Annotated in this window: 19 protein-coding genes; 4 read left to right on the top strand and 15 right to left on the bottom strand. The window is 69.5% G+C overall.

Going from position 1 to position 19825, the window contains the following annotated elements; translation table 11 throughout:
- Positions 1-20: 20 nt before the first annotated feature.
- From flgK to flgB, 11 genes are all read right to left on the bottom strand, one after another.
- Positions 21-1988, bottom strand: coding sequence for a flagellar hook-associated protein FlgK (gene flgK / locus MYA_RS13465; protein WP_011886253.1), 1968 nt, complete (start codon positions 1986-1988; stop codon positions 21-23).
- Positions 1989-2124: 136 nt separating this feature from the next.
- Positions 2125-2880 carry a flagellar brake protein gene (locus MYA_RS13470; protein WP_014723810.1) on the bottom strand — a complete coding sequence of 252 codons (756 nt, stop codon included), beginning with the start codon at positions 2878-2880 and terminating at the stop codon, positions 2125-2127.
- 231 nt (positions 2881-3111) lie between these two features.
- Positions 3112-4101 (bottom strand): flagellar assembly peptidoglycan hydrolase FlgJ, encoded by a 990-nt coding sequence (gene flgJ, locus MYA_RS13475; protein ID WP_014723811.1) that lies wholly within the window; start codon positions 4099-4101, stop codon positions 3112-3114.
- Entirely contained in the window at positions 4101-5273 is a 1173-nt protein-coding gene (locus MYA_RS13480) for a flagellar basal body P-ring protein FlgI (RefSeq protein ID WP_034192572.1), read from the bottom strand. The genes flgJ and MYA_RS13480 overlap by 1 nt, the downstream gene beginning before the upstream one ends.
- Positions 5274-5278: 5 nt before the next feature.
- Positions 5279-5968: a flagellar basal body L-ring protein FlgH gene (gene flgH, locus MYA_RS13485; protein WP_011886257.1), complete on the bottom strand. Its 690-nt coding sequence runs from the start codon at positions 5966-5968 to the stop codon at positions 5279-5281.
- Positions 5969-5988: 20 nt separating this feature from the next.
- Positions 5989-6777 (bottom strand): flagellar basal-body rod protein FlgG, encoded by a 789-nt coding sequence (gene flgG, locus MYA_RS13490; protein WP_011886258.1) that lies wholly within the window; start codon positions 6775-6777, stop codon positions 5989-5991.
- A gap of 35 nt (positions 6778-6812) precedes the next feature.
- Positions 6813-7571, bottom strand: coding sequence for a flagellar basal-body rod protein FlgF (gene flgF, locus MYA_RS13495; protein ID WP_011886259.1), 759 nt, complete (start codon positions 7569-7571; stop codon positions 6813-6815).
- A 20-nt stretch (positions 7572-7591) separates the two neighbouring features.
- Positions 7592-8833 (bottom strand): flagellar hook protein FlgE, encoded by a 1242-nt coding sequence (gene flgE, locus MYA_RS13500; protein ID WP_014723814.1) that lies wholly within the window; start codon positions 8831-8833, stop codon positions 7592-7594.
- 28 nt (positions 8834-8861) lie between these two features.
- Positions 8862-9608 (bottom strand): flagellar hook assembly protein FlgD, encoded by a 747-nt coding sequence (locus MYA_RS13505; RefSeq protein WP_011886261.1) that lies wholly within the window; start codon positions 9606-9608, stop codon positions 8862-8864.
- A gap of 56 nt (positions 9609-9664) precedes the next feature.
- A complete protein-coding gene (flgC, locus tag MYA_RS13510; RefSeq protein WP_011886262.1) occupies positions 9665-10090 on the bottom strand; it encodes a flagellar basal body rod protein FlgC in 426 nt (141 codons plus the stop codon).
- Positions 10091-10130: 40 nt separating this feature from the next.
- Positions 10131-10619, bottom strand: a complete 489-nt coding sequence (flgB, locus tag MYA_RS13515; RefSeq protein ID WP_011886263.1) for a flagellar basal body rod protein FlgB — start codon at positions 10617-10619, stop codon at positions 10131-10133.
- Positions 10620-10824: 205 nt separating this feature from the next.
- Here flgB and flgA point away from each other — a divergent pair, with 205 nt between their 5' ends.
- The 3 genes from flgA to MYA_RS13530 all read left to right on the top strand — a co-directional run bounded on the left by flgA (position 10825) and on the right by MYA_RS13530 (position 13124).
- Positions 10825-12147 (top strand): flagellar basal body P-ring formation chaperone FlgA, encoded by a 1323-nt coding sequence (flgA, locus tag MYA_RS13520; protein ID WP_014723815.1) that lies wholly within the window; start codon positions 10825-10827, stop codon positions 12145-12147.
- 118 nt (positions 12148-12265) lie between these two features.
- Positions 12266-12598 carry a flagellar biosynthesis anti-sigma factor FlgM gene (flgM, locus tag MYA_RS13525; RefSeq protein WP_011886265.1) on the top strand — a complete coding sequence of 111 codons (333 nt, stop codon included), beginning with the start codon at positions 12266-12268 and terminating at the stop codon, positions 12596-12598.
- An 85-nt stretch (positions 12599-12683) separates the two neighbouring features.
- Positions 12684-13124: a flagella synthesis protein FlgN gene (locus tag MYA_RS13530; protein ID WP_011886266.1), complete on the top strand. Its 441-nt coding sequence runs from the start codon at positions 12684-12686 to the stop codon at positions 13122-13124.
- 67 nt (positions 13125-13191) lie between these two features.
- Here MYA_RS13530 and MYA_RS32585 read toward each other — a convergent pair whose 3' ends face one another.
- The gene (locus tag MYA_RS32585) at positions 13192-15294 is read right to left on the bottom strand and encodes a M24 family metallopeptidase (protein ID WP_014723816.1); all 2103 of its coding nucleotides are present in this window, start codon (positions 15292-15294) and stop codon (positions 13192-13194) included.
- Between the two features lie 356 nt (positions 15295-15650).
- Between MYA_RS32585 and MYA_RS13540 the strand changes: the two genes are divergently transcribed.
- The gene (locus MYA_RS13540; protein WP_014723817.1) at positions 15651-16451 is read left to right on the top strand and encodes a helix-turn-helix domain-containing protein; all 801 of its coding nucleotides are present in this window, start codon (positions 15651-15653) and stop codon (positions 16449-16451) included.
- Positions 16452-16769: 318 nt separating this feature from the next.
- On the opposite strand, the gene MYA_RS13545 is transcribed toward MYA_RS13540, so the two are convergent.
- Genes MYA_RS13545 through MYA_RS13555 form a run of 3 tightly spaced genes read right to left on the bottom strand, consistent with a single transcriptional unit; the run spans position 16770 to position 19679 of the window.
- Positions 16770-18011 carry a multifunctional CCA addition/repair protein gene (locus tag MYA_RS13545; protein ID WP_014723818.1) on the bottom strand — a complete coding sequence of 414 codons (1242 nt, stop codon included), beginning with the start codon at positions 18009-18011 and terminating at the stop codon, positions 16770-16772.
- Complete coding sequence (locus MYA_RS13550) at positions 18008-18655, bottom strand: glutathione S-transferase family protein (protein WP_011886270.1); 648 nt, start codon at positions 18653-18655, stop codon at positions 18008-18010. The genes MYA_RS13545 and MYA_RS13550 overlap by 4 nt, the downstream gene beginning before the upstream one ends.
- A gap of 55 nt (positions 18656-18710) precedes the next feature.
- Positions 18711-19679, bottom strand: a complete 969-nt coding sequence (locus MYA_RS13555; RefSeq protein ID WP_041493911.1) for a complex I NDUFA9 subunit family protein — start codon at positions 19677-19679, stop codon at positions 18711-18713.
- Between the last annotated feature and the right edge of the window lie 146 nt (positions 19680-19825).

Genomic DNA, 19825 nt, shown 5'->3' on the forward strand with positions numbered 1-19825 from the left:
CTTCTATCCCTCGAATCCGGTCAGTTGAACAGGCCGAGAACGGTCTGGAACAGCGTCTGCGCGGTCTGGATCACCTTCGCGTTCGCCTGGTAAAGCTGCTGGTACTGCATCAGGTTCGCCGCTTCCTCGTTCTGGTTCACGCCCGACACCGACTGCTGCGCGCTGGTGATCTGGCCGACCAGCGACGTCTGCGCGGCGCTCGACGACTTCAGCTGGCTCGCCGTGTTGCCGATCGCGTTCACGTAGTTCGCGTACGCGCCGGTGAGCGTGGTCGTGCCGCCGCCGAGCGACTTGGCCGTCACCAGCTGCGACAGCGCGAGCGCGTTGGCGCCGTCGCTCGTGCCGCCCGCGTACGGCCCGATCGAGAACGAGTCGCCGTCGGACGGCGCGCCCGACAACGTGACGGTCACACCGTTCAGCGTGCCGGACATCGTCATCTTCGCGCCCTGGCTCGCGTTGTACGGCACGCTGTCGGTCGGGTTGGCGATCGTCACCGAGGTGGGCGGCGTGCCCGCGATCGTGACCGTCGTGCCGACCGGGAAGCCCGACAGCGAGTTCGTCGCCGCGTCGTAGGTGAGCTTGGTGGCCGGAATCTGATAGCCGGAGCTCACGCCGTTCGAGACGATCTTCCCCGTCCCGATGTTGGTCGTCGACGCGGAGGCGACGACCGGCGACGCCGCCGCGATCGCCGCGCCGCTCGTCGTCGCGAGCCCGAAGCCGGTCAGCGCGCCGCGCGTCGGCAGCACGGTGAACTGGTCGCCGGCGTTCATCGCGCCGGACGAGAACGACAGCTGCAGCCCGCCCAGCGATGCCGGCATCGACGTCGACTGGCCGATCACCGAGCCGCTCGCCCGGTCGGCCAGCGTGTAGTTGGTGCCGTCGAACGACAGCGTGTAGTCGCCCGTCGTCGGCTGCGCGGGGTTCGTGAACGACACGGACAGCGCCGCGTTGCCGGTATTGCCCTGATTCGCGAAGACGGTCGCCGGCGCGACGGCGAACAGGCTGCCGCCCGGATTGCCCGACAGGTCGACGCCGAGCGCGTTCTGCGCATTGACCTGCGCGGCGAAGCTGGTCGCGAGCGCGCCGAGCTGCGCCTGCGCCGGATCGAGCGTCTGACGGCGGAACGCGAGCAGGCCGCCGAGCGTGCCGCCCGACAGCGACGCATCGGGCAGCGACTGGTCCGGCGTTTTCGGATTCGCGCCGGCGATGCCCTGCGACACCACGGTCAGCTCGCTCGGATCGGACGACGACGCGACGGCCGCGAGCTGGTAGCTCTTGTCGGCGACGACGAGCGGCTGGCCGCCCGCGAGGAACACGCTGTAGCCGCTGTCGTTGCGCACGACCTGCACGCCGGCGAGCGACGACAGGTTCGACACCGCGAGGTCGCGCTGGTCGAGCAGCTGGTTCGGCGGCTGCCCCTGGCTGCTCGCGGCCCCGATCTGCTGGTTCAGCTGCGCGATCTGCGAGGTGTACGTGTTGATCTGCGACACGGTGCTGGTGAGCTGCGTGTTCACGCTCTGACGCAGCGCGTCGTACTGCTGGCCGGTGGCCTTCAGCTGGTCGGCGAGGATCTGTGCGTTGCTGATCGCGGTCTGCCGCACCGACGGGTCCGACGCGTTGTTCGCGACGTTCTGCAGCCCGGTGAAATAGTTCGTGATCGCGGTCGAGATGCCGGCCGTCGGGCTGCCGACGTAGTTGTTCAGCTGCGCGACGAGCGAATACCACGTCGACTGCGCGCCGCCTTGCGACTGCGCGGCGTTCAGCTGGTCGCTCAGGTACTGGCTGTACTGCCGCTGCACGGTGACGGTGTTCACGCCCTGCGGCAGATAACCGCTCGCGGTGTACTGGCCGCTCTCTTCGGCATAGACGGGACGCTCGACCGAATAGCCGGGCGTCGCGGCGTTGCTGATGTTCTGACCGGTCGTCGTGAGGCCCCAGAGCGCGGCATTGAGGCCGCTGACGCCGAGGTTCATGAATGTGTTGGACATGCGCGATCCTGATGAGCCGGCCGCGCTGCGGCCGCCGGGTTGCGTGACTCCCGGTATAACGGCCGCGGATCGAAAAAATTGAGGGAAAAATGCGCACGCGGCGCGCGCGTGCGCGCGGCGGCCGCGAGGCGGTGCGTCAGGCCCGCGCGAGCGAGCGGCGCTTCATCTCGAGCTGCGTGATCAGGCGCTGCAGCGTGTTCTCCGCGCTGCCCGGCAGCGACATGAAGCGAAACCCGAGCTGATAGCGGCGCGAGCCGTTCGGCAGCTGCGTCGAGCGCTGCGACACGAGGCGCAGGTCGAGCGACAGCTTGCCGTGACCGTTCAGTTCGAGCTCGACCTCCGGCAGCAGCGTGCCGACTTCGAGCGTCTCGACGCGCTCGTCGATCGTGCGCAGCCCGACGCCGCCGAGCGACAGGTTCTGCACCTCGAACACGAAGCCCTCGCCGTCCGGCAGCTTGCCGCGACACTGGAACGGATCGACGACCGGCGCATCGACGCGGAAGTACTCGCGCCGCTGGATGCACATCAGCACTTCGGGGAATTCGGCGACGAACGCGGGCAGCCCCTCGTAGCGCGTCTCGCGCGGCGTGCCGGTGGTGAACTCGACGCGCACGCCGTCCGGCGCGGCGGCGAAGGTGCAATGCGACGCGGCGAGGATGCCGGCGTTCTGCTCGGCCAGCGCGCCCCAGTCGAACGTGAAGGTGCGCGCGCCGACGTCGACGTCGAGCAGGCGCGTGACGAGCTGCCCGCCGGGATACTGGACGGTCAGGAAGTCGCCCCGGTTCACGAGGTTGCGCAACTGCACGCCGATCTCGAGCGGATTGCGGCGGGCGTAGTCGGGTCCGGAATGGCCCGCATCCAGGCTCGGGTCGGTCGACGTTTCGATATTCATGGCTAGCCGGTTTCTTGTCATGGACGCCCCGGCAACCGGGACGCAATAAAACCGGGCCTGAACATGGGCCCGGTTGCTGGTCTCTCACACTTAGCGGCAGTGCTGACCGAAAGTTTAGATCGAATCGCGGATTATTTTCCGCGCAAACGATAAAACCGCGCGCGGCGGACGCCGGGCGCGGTCGGAAACACGGCAGGAAATCACGCCGCGCGGCCGTGGCGGCGCGGCGCGTCAGCCGATCTGCTGCATGATCGAGATCAGCTTCTTCGCGTAGTGCGGGTCGGTCGCGTAACCGGCCTTCTGCATGCCGTGCGCGAAGCCCTCGACGCTGCGGCTCGCGCTCAGCACGCCCGCGTAGCGCGGGTTGTTCTTCAGCAGGCTCGCATAGTCGGTCATCGCGTGCTCGTACGAGTCGTACGCGCGGAACTTCGCGACCACGCGGCGCGGCGTGCCGTTCACGTACTCGGTCGTGAGCGCCGCCACCGTGCGGCCCGTCCAGCCCTTGTTCGCCTTGATGCCGAACACGTTGTAGCTGGTCGAGCCGTCGCTCGCGCGGATCTCGCGCTTGCCCCAGCCCGATTCGAGCGCAGCCTGGCCGACGATGAAGCGCGCCGGAATGCCGGTCGCCGCGCTCGCCGCCTGCGCGGGGGCGGCGAGCCGGTCGACGAACGCGTCCGCGTCCTGCACGCCGCTCGAGCCTTTCAGCGGCGGCGTCAGCGCGCTGCCGGCCGAGTAGCCGCGCGTGCCGGCGAGCGCGCCGTTGTTCGCCGCATTCGCGTAGGCCCGCGCCATCGCGTTCATCGCGGCGAGGCTGCCTTCGTTGCCCGACGTGCCGGCGCCGGCCGCGCCCAGGCCCGTCGCACCGAGGCCGGCCGCGCCGGCATCGCCCGCCGGATCGGCGCCCTGGCCCGCGTTGCGCAGCAGCTGCTTCATCAGCGCATCGGCGACGCCGATGCCGCGCTTCGACATCTGCTGCGCGAGCTGCTGGTCGAGCATCGACGTGTACATCTTCGACGTGTGCGAGTCGAGCAGCCCGCCGTCGGGCGTCGCGTCGCGCATGCTCTTGAGCATCATTTCCGTGAACATCGCGTCGAACTGGCCCGCGACCGCCTTCGCGCCGGCCTGCGGCGACGCCTTCGCCTGCGCGCGCAGCGCGTCGAAACCCTGCACGTCGAGCGCGAAGCGCTGCGTCAGGTCGTTTGCGTTCGGAAGATTCGCCATCAGATGATCTCCAGATCGGCGCGCAGCGCACCCGCCGCCTTCATCGCCTGCAGGATCGACATCAGGTCGGCCGGCGTCGCGCCGAGCGTGTTCAGTGCCTTCACGACGTCGGCGAGGTTCGCGCCGGCCGTCACCATCTTCAGCGAGCCGTTGTCCTGCTTCAGCTGGATCTGCGACTGCTGCGCGACCACCGTCTGCCCGTTCGAGAACGGCCCCGGCTGCGACACCACCGGCTGCGTGTTGACGACCACCGACAGGTTGCCGTGCGCGACCGCGCAGCTTTGCAGCGTGACCATCTGGTTCATCACGATCGAGCCGGTGCGCGCGTTGAGGATCACCTTCGCGGCCGCCTTGTCCGGGCTCACGTCGAGGTTCTGCAGGCGCGCCATGAACGCGACCTGCTGCGACGGGTCGGCCGGCGCCGCGAGCTGGATCGTGCGGCCGTCGAGCGCCGTCGCGGTGCCCGGGCCGAAGCTCGAATTCACCGCGGACACGATCCGCTGCGCGGTGCCGTAGTCCATGTCGTTCAGTTGCAGCTGCAGCACGCCGTTCATCTGCGCGACCGCGTTCGGCACCGAGCGCTCGACGATCGCGCCGCCGGCGATGCGGCCGGCCGCGAGCTGGTTCACCTGCACGCGGCTGCCGTTCGCGCTCGCGCCCGCGCCGCCGACCGCCATGTTGCCCTGCGCCAGCGCGTACACCTGCCCGTCCGCGCCCTTCAGCGGCGTGAGCAGCAGCGTGCCGCCGCGCAGGCTCTTCGCGTTGCCGAGCGACGACACCGTCACGTCGAGCGCCTCGCCCGGCCGCGCGAACGGCGGCAGCGTGGCGGTCACCATCACGGCCGCGACGTTCTTCAGCTGCATGTTGTTCAGCGACGACGAGCCGCCGTTCGCCGAGCCGTTGTTGATCGAGATGCCGAGGTTCGCGAGCATGTTCGCGAGCGTCTGCGTCGTGAACGGCGTCTGCATCGTCTGGTCGCCGGTGCCGTCGAGGCCGACCACGAGGCCGTAGCCGATCAGCGGGTTGTCGCGCACGCCCTGGATCTGCGCGAGATCCTTGAGGCGCTCCGCATGGGCGCCGGCGGCGCCGAACGCGCACGCGATCAGCATGAATGCGCCGGCCAGCGCGCGCGCTGCGCGCCGCGACAGGCGGTGGAAAAGAGGCTGCTGCATCGGGATCACCACGGTGCCAGATTGAGGAAGAAGCGCTGCAGCCAGCCCATCGTCTCGGCTTCGTTGATGTAGCCCTTCGCCGAGTATTCGATCCGCGCGTCGGCCACCTGCGTCGAGTAGACCGAGTTCGCGCCCGAGATCGTGTTCGGGTTGACGACCCCCGAGAAGCGCACGAACTCGTTGCCCTGATTGATCAGCATCTGCTTCTCGCCGCTCACGACGAGGTTGCCGTTCGGCAGCACGTTGGTCACCGTCACGGTGATCGTGCCGTTGAACGTGTTCGCGGCGCTCGCGCCGCCGGTCGCCGCGAACTTGTTCGCGCCGGTCGCCGACAGGTTCGCCTTCGCGAACAGCCCGCCGAGGAACGCGGCCGTCGGCACGTTGAAGTCGGTGTTGCCCTGCCGGTTGGTGTTCGCCCCCGACGACTTGGTCGCGTTGATGTTCTCCGCGATCACGATCGTCAGGATGTCGCCGACGTTGCGCGGCCGCTGATCCTCGAACAGCGGCCGGCCCGCGAAGCCCGGATTGAAGATCGAGCCGGGCGCCTGCATCGCGATCGGCATCGGCGGTTGCGCCGTCATCGGCTGCTGGATGATCGGATCGCGCGGAATCTGCGCGCAACCGGCGAGCGCGGCCACCGCGACCGCGCACGCGGCGCGGACGGTGGCTGACGGGAGGAGGCGGACCTGCTTCATGGCGACGGCGGGACTTCCGGTTAGGTCTTCATCTGCGTGACGGTCTGCAGCATCTGGTCGGACGTCGTCACGGCCTTGCTGTTGATCTCGTACGCGCGCTGCGTCTGAATCATGTTGACGAGTTCCTGCACGACGTTCACGTTCGACGCCTCGACGTAGCCCTGGTTGAGCACGCCCGCGCCGTTCAGGCCCGGCTGCGACACGTTCGGCGCGCCCGACGAGGTGGTCTCGGCGAACAGGTTCTCGCCCTTCGCCTCGAGGCCGGCCGGGTTGATGAAGGTCGCGATCTGCAGCGAGCCGATCTGCACCGCGTTGTTCGAGCCCGGCTGCGTGACCGACACGACGCCGTCCTTGCCGATCGTCAGCGACTGCGCGTTCTGCGGCACGGTGATCGCCGGCAGGATCTGGTAGCCGCTCGACGTGACGAGCTGGCCCTGCGCGTTGGTCTGGAACGAACCGTCGCGCGTGTAGGCGTTGGTGCCGTCCGGCATCAGCACCTGGAAGAAGCCCGCGCCGTTGATCGCGACGTCCTTCGAGTTGCCGGTCTGCGTGAGGCCGCCCTGCGTGTACAGGCGCTCGGTCGCGACCTGCTGCACGCCGGTGCCGAGCTGCAGGCCCGACGGCAGCTCGGTCTGCTGCGTCGAGTTCGCGCCCGGCTGGCGGATCGTCTGGTACAGCAGATCCTCGAACACCGCGCGCGACGCCTTGAAGCCGTTGGTGCTGGTGTTCGCGAGGTTGTTCGAGATCACGTCCATCTGCGCCTGCTGCGCGTTCATGCCGGTGGCGGCAATGTAGAGCGATCGGTTCATGTTGAATCTTCTCCTGGTAGCGAGGGCCGTGCCGCTCAGCTGAAGTTGAGCAGCTGGTTCGCCGACTGCTCGTTCTGGTCGGCCGTCTGGATCAGCTTCGACTGCAGCTGAAACGCCCGCGCGTTGTCGATCATCGCGACCATCGCGGTCACCGGGTTCACGTTGCTGCCTTCGAGCGAATTCGGCGTGACGACGACGTTCGGGTCGGCGTCGGCCGGATTGCCGTCGGCGGTGCGGAACAGCCCGTCGTTGCCGCGCGTGAGCGTGGTCGGGTCGGGGTTCACGAGCTTCATCTGATCGACCATCGCAACGGCGGTCGGCGGGTCGCCCGGCATCAGCGCGGACACCGTGCCGTCCTTGCCGATCGTGACTTCCGCGTTCGGCGGCACCGAGATCGGGCCGCCGTTGCCGATCACCGGCAGGTTGCTCGCGTTGACGAGCTGGCCGTTCTCGTCGACGTGCAGGTTGCCGGCGCGCGTGTACGCCTCGCCGCCGTCGGCGGTCTGCACCGACAGCCAGCCGGCGCCCTGCACGGCCACGTCGAGCGGGTTGCCGGTGCGTGTGATCGGACCCGGCGCGTAGTCCGCGCCGGGCGTCGACGCGAGCACGTAGGTACGCGTCGTCGTCGGGTCGATCGTGCTGCCGTCGCCGAAATTCATCGGCACCGCGCGGTAGTTCGCGAGCTGCGCGCGAAAGCCCGTCGTCGACGTGTTCGCGAGGTTGTTCGCGACGATCGCCTGCTGGTCGAGCGACTGCGACGCGCCCGTCATCGCCGTGTAGATCAGTCGGTCCATGGCTGCCGGTTATCCGCGCTTTACAGGTTGATGAGCGTCTGGTCGACGGTCTGCTGCGTCTTGATCGTCTGCGCGTTCGCCTGGTAGTTGCGCTGCGCGGTGATCAGGTTCACGAGCTGCGACGTGAGGTCGACGTTCGAGTTCTCCAGCGCGCTGCCCTGCAGCGTGCCGTGGTTCGTGCTGCCCGGCGCGGAGATCTGCGGCACGCCCGACGCGGCCGTCTCGGCGTACTGGTTGCCGCCGAGGTTGATCAGGCCGTTCGGGTTGTTGAAGTTCGCGATCGCGATCTGGCCGAGCACCGCCGTCTGACCGTTCGAATAGTTGCCGGTCAGCTTGCCGTCCGCGCCGATCGAGAAGGTCGTCAGCGTGCCGCTCGCGTAGCCGTCCTGCGCGAGGTTGTTCACGCCGTCCTTGCCGCCGTACTGCGTGGTGCCGGTCAGGTCGAGCGTCAGCGCCTGCGGCGTCGACGAGCCGTCGGTGGTCGGCACGCTGAACTGGAACTGGCCGAGCGATGCGGTCGGCGTGGCCGACGCGGGCAGCGTCGTGCTCGTGATCGCGCCCGACGAATCGAACTTGACCGTGCCGAGATCGGTCATCGTGCCGCCCTGCACGCCCGCGTACGCTTCCCACGCACCGGCCGCCGACTTCACGAAGTACATGTTGACCGCCTGCGAGCCGCCGAGCGAGTCGTACACCTGGATCGCGGTCGAGTAGTTGTAGGTCGCGCTGTCGGTCGCGTTGAACGGCGTCTTGGTCGGCACCACGTCCTGCGAGTTCAGGTTGAACTGGCCGACGATCTTGGTGGTCGGCGTCGGCGCGATGTTGGACGTCGGCGCCTGCAGCGGCACGGTCTGCGCGGTGCTGACCACGCCGTTCTTGTCGGCCGTGTAGCCCATCAGGTTCATGCCCTGCGCGTTGACGATGTAGCCGTTCTTGTCGCGCTGGAACGTGCCGTCGCGCGAGTAGGTCGTCACGCCGTTGTTCGACATCTGGAAGAAGCCGTTGCCGTTGATCGCGACGTCGAGCGACGAATTCGTCGTGTTGATCGTGCCCTGGCCGAACTGCTTCTGCACCGACCCGAGCGTCGTGCCGATCCCGATCTGCGTGTTGACCGACGTCGCGATCGAGTTCGCGTACATGTCGGAGAACTGCGCGGTGCTCGACTTGAAGCCGACCGTGTTCGCGTTCGCGATGTTGTTGCCGATCACGTCGAGCGCGTTCGATGCGCCGGCGAGGCCGCTCAGACCCTGTTGATAACCCATTTCGGTCTCCGTTTGCGAGAAAGCTGGATCAGTTGGTGGTGGTCGTGCCGCCGGACGACGACGACGCGGTGTTCGGGAAAATCGACGCGACCTGGGTCAAGCCCACCGTCGTGCCGTTCGACAGCACCAGCCCCGCGGTGCCGTCGGCCTGCTTGATGACGCTCTGTACCTGCGCGGCCGCGAGCACGGTCGGCGCATAGGTCTTGCCGTCGCTGCCCGTGTACTGCGCGCTCACCGTGTACTTGCCGTCCGGCAGCGCATTGCCGGCTGCATCGGTCGGCGTCCAGTTGAACGGCACCGTGCCGGCCGACTGCTTGCCCGCGTCGATCGTGTTGACGACGACGCCCGCGCTGTTCTTCACGGTGATGGTCAGGTTCGACACGTCGTTCGCGAGCGACACGCCGAACGGCGACGCCGCGCCGCTCTTCACCGAGACGTCGTTGCCCGGCGCGAGCACGTTGGTGCCGATCAGCAGCGCGGCCTGCGTCTGCTGGCCGGCCGCGAGCTGCGTCGACAGCGACGACAGCGACGAGTTCAGCTGCGCGATGCCGCTGACCGTGTTGATCTGCGCGAGCTGCGACGTCATCTGCGAGCTGTCGACGGGGCTGGTCGGGTCCTGGTTCTGCAACTGCGTGACGAGCAGCTTCAGGAACGTCGCCTGCAGGTCGCTCGCCGACGTGCCGGTCGTCGACACTTTGTTGGTGTTCATCGTGTCGGTCGGCAACGTCGACACGTTGGTGCCGTTGCTGCCGATCGTCGTGTTGGAGGATGTCATCCTGGTGGCCTTGGGTCGGAACTGTCGGAACTGTCGAATCTGGCGCGGCGCGCGGCTTACGTGCCGATCGTCAGCGTCTTGAGCATCAGCGTCTTCGCGGTGTTCAGCGTCTCGACGTTGGCCTGGTACGAGCGCGACGCCGAGATCATGTTCACCATCTCCTGCACCGGGTCGACGTTCGGCATCTGCACGTAGCCGTTCGCGTCGGCGGCGGGGTTCGCGGGGTCGTAGGTCGACTTCATCGGCGACGGGTCGTCGACGACCTTGGTCACGCGCACGCCGCCCACGCCCTGGCCGGACGCGGTGCGCGCGCCGCCGAGCGGGTCGGTCGCGAACACGACCTGCTTGGCCTTGTACGGCTTGCCGTCGGGGCCGGTCGCGCTGTCGGCGTTCGCGAGGTTCGACGCGGTGACGTTCAGGCGCTGCGATTGCGCGGACAGCGCCGAACCGGCGACGCCGAAAATGTTCATCAACGAGGGCATGGTGGCTCCTGGTGCTCGGATTCGATGGCGGGGCGCGCCGTTACTGGTTGCTCGTGATCGCGGCGATCATCGTCTTGATCTGCTGGGTCATCACGGTCATGCCGCTCTCGTAGTGCAGCGCGTTGTTCGCGAATTGCACGCGCTCGACGTCGAGGTCGACCGTGTTGCCGTCGAGCGACGGCTGCAGCGGCATCCGGTACTGCGCGCGACCGTAGTCGTCGGCCGGGCCGCCGGTCGGGATCAGCTTCGCGGCGCCGGCCATGTGGCCGGGCGCGGTGGACACCATCGTCATCCCGCTCGTCACGCCGGCCGGCTGCGCCATCGGCAGTTGCGCGGCGTTGCTCGGCGCGAGGCCTCCGTCCGTCTGCTTCAGCGAGCGCGCGAGCGCCGACGCGAAATCGACGTCGCGCGCCTGATAGCCCGGCGTGTCGGCGTTCGCGATGTTCGACGACAACAGTTCCTGCCGATAGGCGCGCACGTCGAGCGCCTGTCGGCCGAACGCGAATTCGGCATCGAGTTTGTCCAGCATGTGTGCGTCTCTCCAGATGAAGCGCTGCACGCCCCCCGCGCCGGATGGCGACCCAAGGGGCTTTTTTCCATGACACCGATGGTAGGGGTGCGGCACAACCCGCAATCGGACGAATAACGCGCCAAAGGCCCCCTCTATTCATCGTTTGCGCGACGGCCCCGCTGCCTAGAATGCGAATCGGATCAACGGTTTCGAGGACACGGCGATGACAGGCAGCGCACTTCGCGACGACGGCGCACGCGGCAAGCGCGTGCGGCGTGCGTTCGCGCTCGCCGCGGCGTTGTGGCTCGCGGCGCCGGGCGCGCACGCGGACGACGCGATGATCGTGATCCCCGGGCGCGGCGAGACGGTCGAGACCGCGCTCGCCCATGCGAGCGCGGCGGGCGTGGCGGGCGTGGCGGGCGTGGCGGGCGCGGCGGGCGTGGGACAACCGGGCCGCGGCGGCGCGGGCGTTGCGACGGTCGCGGGCAGCGGCGGCGCGGCGCCGGTCGGGAATGCCGGCGTGGGCGCGATCGCAGGCGCCGGCATGGTCGGCGCGGGCACGGTTGCACCTGCCGCGCAGCCGGCCGGCACGATGGTCGTGGTCGACGTCCCGGCGCCGGCTGCGGTGCCGAGCGCCGCCCCGCGCGCCGCCTACGCGGACGCGCGCGCCAATTCCGTCAGCAGCGCCTATGCCGCGCACGCCGCTAACGCCTCCAATTTCGCCGGTTCCCGCTACGCCGCACCGCGCGCTGCCGATCCGGGCGCCGTGGCGACCGTCGTCGCCGGCGCGCCCGAACCGGCGTCGAACCCGACGCGGCCGGCCTTCGCCCGCGCGGCCGCCGTGCGCACCGCGTACGCTGCGCCGGCGCCTGCCGCGCCCGCGCCCCAGCCGGCCGCCGCGGCGCAGCCTGCGACCCCGCCCGGCCAGCAAGACCCCGAATCGATCCGGCGCAGCGCGCTCGCGTTCCTGCAGCAGCAGATCGCGGGGCTGCCCGGCAAGACCACCACGACGGTCGCCGCCGCGTTTCCGCGCGGGCTCGCCGAATGCACGACGCTCGAGCCGTTCCTGCCGACCGGCGCGCGCCTGTGGGGCCGCACGACGGTCGGCGTGCGCTGCGCGGGCGCGCGGCCGTGGACGGTCTATCTGCAGGCGAAGGTCACCGTGCAGGCCACCTATTACGTCGCCGCGCGGCAGATCGCGCCGGGCGAGCCACTCACCGCCGCCGACCTGATCGCGCGCAACGGCGACCTGACGGTGCTGCCGCTCGCGGTGATCACCGATCCGGCGCAGGCGATCGGCGCGACCTCGCTCGCGCGGATCGCGGCCGGGCTGCCGTTGCGCCAGGACATGCTCAAGAGCGCCGCGTCGGTGTCGGCCGGCCAGACGGTGCGGGTGGTCGCGGCCGGCCCCGGTTTCACGATCTCGGCCGAGGGCAACGCGCTCGCGAACGCGGCGCCGGGCCAGTCGGTGCGGGTCAGGATGGCGGCCGGTCAGATCGTCACGGCGATCGTCAAGGACGCCGGCACGGTGGAAATTCCGCTATAGGGACCGAACCCACCGCAACATTGCAAAGAATTGTTTATTCGGAGAATTTCGCACCCGCGATGCTAAAGTTCGGGCCGGCCCGGCCGTTATCTGGGTCAAACCGAACAGGAAAACCATCGTGAAAATCGATTCCACTCCGAACCCGAGCCCACTCGCGCCCACCGGCAACGGCGCGACCCGCGCGCAATCCGGCGCGGCTTCGTCGTCGTCCGCGCAGGCCGGCGACGCTGGATCGACCGGCGGCGACACGAGCGTGAACCTGTCGGGTCTGTCGGGACAGCTGCGTTCGCTGTCAGCCTCCGGCAGCGCCGACATCAACACGGCGCTGGTCCAGTCGATCAAGGACGCATTGAAGGACGGCTCGTTGACGATCGACGTGAACAAGATCGCCGACGGCGTACTGAATACCGCCCGCGACCTGCTGCAACGGCAGCGCTCGCAGAGCAACTGAGCCGGCCCGGGGCCCGTCACGCCCTGACCGGTCCCCTGGATGGCCGGCATGCGGGAACGCGTGCCGGCGCGACGAGCATGACGCGATGAGAGAAGAGCTGCTGGCCACGGTCAACGACGAACACGCGACGGTCGAAGCGTTCGCGTCGCTGCTCGCGTATGAAGAAAAGGCGCTGACGACGCCGCAGCCGCTCGACATGCTGCCGGGTATCGTCGAAAAGAAGAGCGAGCTGATCGATCGGCTCGCGCAGCTCGAGCGCACGCGCGACGCGCAGCTGTCGGCGCTCGGCTTTCCGGCCGGCAAGAAAGGCATGGATCAGGCCGCCGAGCGCGACGCGCGTCTCGCCGGCCGCTGGCAACTGCTGCTGCAGGCCACCGAACGCGCGCGCCAGGCCAATGCGACCAACGGGATGCTGATCCGGATCCGGATGGACTACAACGATCGCGCGCTCGCGGTGCTGCGCTCGGCGTCCGCGCCGGCCGGCGTCTACGGGCCGGACGGACGCGTGTCGGCGCTGATGCGCTGAGCGCCGCGCGCGCCGCAGCGCCGGCGCCCCGTCGCACCATGCGCGGCCGCGCCGCACTACCCTTCCTTTACAGCAACGGACACGCGGTGACCTGCGTGCCGCGTTGCGCGCAAAGCCGTTCGTAGTCGCGCAGATACGCGCGCTCGTCGGCGTCGAGCAGCGCGACGTCGATCAGGTCCCAGTCGTAGCCCACCGTGACGAGGTTTTCGAACGCGACGGTGCCCGCTTCGGCGTCGTCCGCATGGACGATCACGATGTTCTCGATCCGCACGCCGCCCTTGCCCGGCAGGTAGATGCCCGGTTCGACCGAAATCACCGCATTCGGCACCAGCCCGTACGACGCGCCGGGCGCGAAGCGCACGCCGCCCTCGTGCACGTGGATGCCGACGCCGTGACCGGTGCCGTGGCCGTAATCGTAGCCGTGGTCGCGGCACACCTGGCGCACCGTCGCATCGACGTCGCCGCCCGTCGCCGTGTTCGGGAAGCGCGTGACGAGCCCCTTGATGCAGGCCTTCAGCGCGACCGTGTAGATTTCGCGCTGCCACGGCTGCGCGACCGTCTCCGCTCGCGTGCGACGCAGCACCACGCGCGTGCAGTCGGTCGCGAAGCCGGCGTCGTAGTACGCGCCGCTGTCGAGCAGCACGAGTTCGCCCTCGGTCAGTTCGACGTCGGCGCTCGCCTCCGTGTAATGCGCGAACGTGCTGTTCGCGCCGTTCGCGGCGATCGACGGGAACGTCAGCGCGACGGCCGAGCGCGCGCCGTACGCGTCGTTGATCTTGCGCGCCAGGTCGTATTCGGTGTGGCGCCGTCCCGGCTCGCCGGTCTTGGCCCAGCGCATCGTCTCGGCGATCGCCGCCGAGCTGCGCGCGAACGCATCGCGAAAGCGCTCGAGCGCCGCCGGCGTCTTGCTCGCCCGCAGCGCCTCGACCGGGTTGAAATCGGCGTGGCGCGCATGCGGCCAGACGCGCCGCACCGATTCGACGAGCGCGCAGTTGACCGATTCGAAGCCGTAGCAGACGTGCTCGACGGCGAAGCGGGCGAGGAAACGCTCCAGTTCGGCGAAGTCGCGGCGGATCACGTGCAACGCCGGGTACGACGGCAGGTCGACCGCACAGCGGTCGCAGCCTTCGGGCAGGAACAGCGCGACCTGCTCGCCGAGCACGAACAGGAAGCCGAGATGCGACGACGCATTCGGGATGTGATAGCCGCGGCTGTTCAGCAGATAGGCGAGATCGTCGGACGCGCAGGTGACGAAGGCGGTCGTGGGGGGCGTCGTGTCGGTCGTCGTGGCGGTCGTCGTGGCGGTCGTCGTGGCGGTCGTCGTGTCGCTCGCCGTGGCGGTCGCCGTGGCGGTCGCCGTGTCGCTCGCCGTGGCGGTCGCCGTGTCGCTCGCCGTGTCGCTCGCCGTGTCGCTCGTCGTGTCGCTCGTCGTGTCGCTCGCCGTGTCGCTCGTCGTGGCGGTCGCCGTGGCGGTCGCCGTGTCGCTCGCCGTGTCGCTCGCCGTGTCGCTCGCCGTGTCGCTCGCCGTGGCGGTGTGCGCGGCGAGCCGGCCGTTCAGCGCGTCGAGGTTCTGCGCGACGCTCACGCCGGTCGTCGCCTCCGGCAACCCGAAGATCGGCCGTTCGACGACCCAGCCCGGCAGCGCGATCGCGCGATCGATTTCGCGCGACGTGAGGCTCACCCAGTCGAGCGACGCGGGCTGCGTCTGCGCGAGCAGCCGGTCGCGCTGCGCGATGCTGATCCGCCACGCGTCGTAGCCGACCCGCGCGAGCCGCGCCGCGTGCGTGACCAGCCAGCCGGCGAGCGCCTGCCAGATCGTCACGTCGATGCCGAGCTTCACGACCTGCACGCGCGCCGGGTCGCACTGCCGTTCGGCCTGCAGGTGATAGCGGCCGTCGACGAACAGCACGAACGGCGGGATGCCGAGCGCGTGCGCCGTCGCCGCGCTCAGGAAGATTCCGCAGCCGGCCGAGCCGTCGAAGCCCGACAGCGCATAGCGCGGGTTGTTGCAGCGCGGCAGGTATTCGGTGATGTACTCGTCCTGTGACGTGACCACGACCGCATCGAGCCGCGCGGCGTCGAGCAGGCGCGACAGGCCGGCCTGCGTGTCGGCGACGCGCGCATCGTACGCGGCAAGGCCGGAGAAGCTGAATTGGAGTCGATCGATCATCGGATACCTGTCATTGATTGTTGTCGACGGCCGGCGGCGGCGTGGCGGCGAACGCCCCGACGCTGCGGCTCAATTTTTTGTCCCACTTAACTTTGTTTGATGAGGGACAAAATCTAGAGCACGCATACAGGGCGGTCAAGCGCAAATTTTCGTAGGGCTAAAATTACCGATCGTGACGCGGCGGCCCGCTCGGCGACCACCGACGGCTACGGGCGGCGTCACGGTGCCACGGGTACAATGCGCCGGCATCGCCGCCCGACGGCCGTGCCGCGGGCGATGCTCGGCATGCTGGGGCGCGGCCGCCGCGTGTTGCGCGCTTTCCGGTTCGTTGCCACGAGTTGCCACGAAAGAGATTCATGGATTCAGACATCATGCGTATCGGCCAGCGCATTCGGCGCCTGCGCCGGGAAGCGAAGAAGACGCTGCTGGAAGTCGCGACCGAAGCGCACCTGTCGGTCGGCTTCCTGTCGCAGGTCGAGCGTAATCTGACCGGCATCTCGCTGTCGTCGCTGGTCAACGTCGCGAACGCGCTGAAGGTGCCGCTCGGCACGCTGATCGACCAGCCGCGCCAGGCGCAGCCCGATTCGCACGCGGGCCGCCGCGAGCCTTATGCGCTCGACGCGGCGTCGCAGTGGTACGAGCGGCTGTCGACGACCTTCGACGGCAGCCAGATCAATGCGCTGAAGGTGCGGATGATGGAGGGCTACCGGTCGGAGTGGGTCGCGCACGGCGGCGACGAGTTCGTGTACGTGCTCGCCGGCCGCGTGTGCTACACGATCGGCAAGCGCGATTACCCGCTGTCGGCCGGCGATTCGCTGCATTTCGATGCGAGGAAGCGCCATCGCGTCGCCAATGTCGGCGACGGGCCGGCCGAGCTGATCGCGGTCGGCACGCTGCCGCTGTTCGACGACGGTGCGGAATTGGGCTCGGCGGCCATGAAGATCAGGCTGCTCGCGCGCGAGGCCGGCGCGACGCCCGGCGAACCGCGCGTGAGCCGGCGCGAATCGGTGTCGAATGGCGTGCGGGCCGACGACGAGCCGGCCGCCTCAGCCGCTGCCACGCCGACGCGCGGCTCGACACAGCCGGCCGGCGGGAAACCACGCGCGGCCGCGGGCAAGGGCCGGGTTGCCGCGGCACGCGCGCGGACGAAGCAGTGAATCGGCCGGGCTGGGATTGACGAGACGCGACAAGCCGGCCGTGACTGGATGGGCCGCGATTGGCCGGGCCGCGATTAACCGGGCCACGATTGGCCGGGCCGGGATTGGGCGGGCTGGGATTCAACGGGTCGAAATTCGTTGGGCCAGGATGCGCCGGGTCGTGATCCGTCGGGCCAACACACGCATGACCCAGACGGGCCGGGCCTCAACAAGCCGCGCCGCGCTCATCCGGGCGTAATCGGCCGCGCCGTAATCGGCCCGGCCGCGATCCCCGCCGCGACAAGCCACGCGGCCCCCACCCCACCACCCGCCCCTCGCCTATTCCGCGATCGCCAGCGCCTGCTTGACCGCGTCGATCCGTGCGCGATGCACGGCGTCCTTGATCTGCATCGCATCGTTGCCGATACCGCGCGCGATCGCGCCGGCATCGACGCTGCGCGCCGCGACCAGCGCCACGCGCAGCCGCTCGGCCTGCGGATACGGCTGCGTGTCGAGCCCGAGGCGGCCGCGCGCATCCGATTCGCACGCCTGCAGCATCTCGGCGAAGCGCGCCGGCTTGCGCAGCGCGTCGCTGCGCTCGAACAGCCGCACCAGCGCGGCCGCGCCCATCTCCATCACGCGATGCAGGTTGCAGTGCTCGCGCGCGACCACCAGCGCGAGGTCGCGGCATTCGTTCGGCACCCGCAGCCGCTCGCACAACGGCTTGATCAGCTCGACGCTGCGGCCTTCGTGGCCGACGTGGCGCGGCAGCACGTCGGCCGGCGTCGTCGCCTTGCCGAGATCGTGCGTGAGCGCCGCGAAGCGCACCGGCAGCGAATAGCCCTGCTTCGCCGCGTAGTCGACGACCATCATCACGTGCACGCCCGTGTCGACTTCCGGGTGGTAATCGGCGCGCTGCGGCACGCCCCACAGCGCATCGACCTCGGGCAGCACGCGCGCGAGCGCGCCGCATTCGCGCAGCACGTCGAACATCCGCGACGGCGTCGCCTCCATCAGCCCGCGCGCGATTTCCTGCCATACGCGCTCGGGCACCAGCGCGTCCGCTTCGCCCGCGTCGACCATGCGCCGCATCAGCGCGAGCGTCTCGTCGGCCACCGTGAAATCCGCGAAGCGCGCGGCGAAGCGCGCGATCCGCAGAATCCGCACCGGATCCTCGACGAACGCGTCGCTCACGTGCCGGAACACCCGCGCGCGCAGATCGGCCTGCCCGTCGAACGGGTCGATCACCGGCCCGATCAGCGTGCCGTCCGGGCTCAATTCGCGCGCCATCGCGTTGATCGTCAGGTCGCGCCGCGCGAGGTCCTCGTCGAGCGTCACGTCCGGCGCGTAATAGAACTGGAAGCCGTGATAGCCCGCGGCCGTCTTGCGCTCGGTGCGCGCGAGCGCGTACTCCTCCTGCGTGTCCGGATGCAGGAACACCGGGAAATCCTTGCCGACCGGCCGGAAGCCCTGCGCGGCCATCTGCTCGGGCGTCGCGCCCACCACCACGTAGTCGCGGTCCTGCACCGGCACGCCGAGCAATGCGTCGCGGATCGCTCCGCCTACTGCGTAAATGTTCATGGCGTCGATTCGTACTCGGCGATCACGTTGGTTTCGCGCCGCGCGCCTTCGATCCAGCGCTGCACCGCCGGCAGCGCCGTCACGCGCGCGGCATACCCGGCCGCCTCCGGCGACAGCTCCGGCGCATAGGTGTTGAAGCGCATCACGACGGGCGCATACATCGCATCGGCAATCCCGAATTCGCCGAACAGGAACGGGCCGCCCGATGCCGCCAGGCAGGCGCCCCACAGCGTGTCGATGCGCGCGACGTCGGCGAGCGCGTCGGGCGTCGCGCCGCGGCCGGGCGCCGACGCGCGCACGTTCATCACCATTTCCGTGCGCAACGCGGTGAAACCGGCGTGCATCTCCGCCGAAATGCAGCGCGCGTGCGCGCGATCGAGCGGATCGGCCGGCCACATCGGAAACTGCGGATAGCGCTCGGCGAGCGTCTCGGCGATCGCGAGCGAATCCCAGATCGCGAAGCCGTGATCGTCGATCAGGCACGGCACCTTGCCGGTCGGCGAATACTCGCGGATCCGCGCGGCCGTGTCGTCGCGGCGCAGTTCGATCGCGATCTCGTCGAACGGGATGCCGAAATGCGCGAGCAGCAGCCAGGGCCGCATCGACCACGACGAGTAGTTCTTGTCTCCAATGACGAGTTTCATGGCGGTGTTCCGATTAGCGCGAGGTTGGACGACGGAAAGCGACGGCCGGCGGCGCCTAGCGGCGCGCGCGGAACCAGTCGAAGCGTGAGCGCTGCGCGGCGGCGCCGAGGTACGCGGGCGCGATGCTTTCGAGACTCGCGGGCGTGAGCCCGAGTTCCGGCGCGAGCGGCCCGGACAGCACGTTGGGCTGCGACATCGACGCGAGATTGTCGCGCGTGATGACCGGCTCGCCCGGCAGACATTCGAACACGCGCGCCTGCAGCTGCGCGAGCGCATCGGGCAGCCGCACGATGCGTGCGTGCCGGCCGACCAGCGTGCCGCAATAGCGCACCAGCTGCTCGAGCGTGTACACCGTCGGGCCGCCGAGCTCGTAGGTCTTGCCATGCGCGGCCGCCAGATCGAGCGTGTTGACGAACGCGCGCACGACGTCGCCGACGAACACCGGCTGGAAGCGCGCGTCCGGCATCGCGAGCGGCAGCACCGGCAGCGTGCGCTGCAAGTTCGCGAACGTATTGAGGAACGCATCGCCGGGGCCGAAGACGACCGACGGGCGGAAGATCGTCAGCGCGAGCGGGCCGGCCGCCGCAGACGCCGCGGCCGCCCGCAGCGCGGCCTCGCCGTCGCCCTTCGAGCGCTGGTACATGCTCGGGCCGTTCGAATCGGCGCCGAGCGCGCTCATGTGCAGCACACGCCGCACGCCGGCCTGCGCGCACGCGGCGCCGAGCGCGGCCGGCACGGCGACGTGCGCGCGCTCGAAGCCCGGCCCGTACGGCGAGCCGCGCCCGCCGTGCAGCACGCCGATCAGATTGACGGCCGCATGCGCGCCGGCGACGAAGCCGGTCAACGTGCGCGCATCGAGCGCGTCGAGCTCGACGATCTCGATCGGCAGCATCTGCAGGTGGCGCGCATGCTCGCGCCGCCGCGTGGCGACCCGCACGTGCTTGCCGGCTTCGATCAGCGCATTGACGAGCCGGCTGCCGATGAAGCCGGTGCCGCCCAGCAGCGCGACGGTCTGGCGTTCCATGTTCGGTCCTCCGATGGACGGTTCACGCCGATGACGGCGTGCGTGGCGCGTGGCACGCGCGCGCACGAAACGGCGTGCACCGGGCGTTCGCGAGCCGGCCATTCGCGTGAACGGCCCCTTCACGCTGCCGCGCGGCGCGCGTGCAG

This window comes from Burkholderia sp. KJ006 (assembly GCF_000262695.1).
Classification (GTDB): Bacteria; Pseudomonadota; Gammaproteobacteria; order Burkholderiales; family Burkholderiaceae; genus Burkholderia; species Burkholderia vietnamiensis.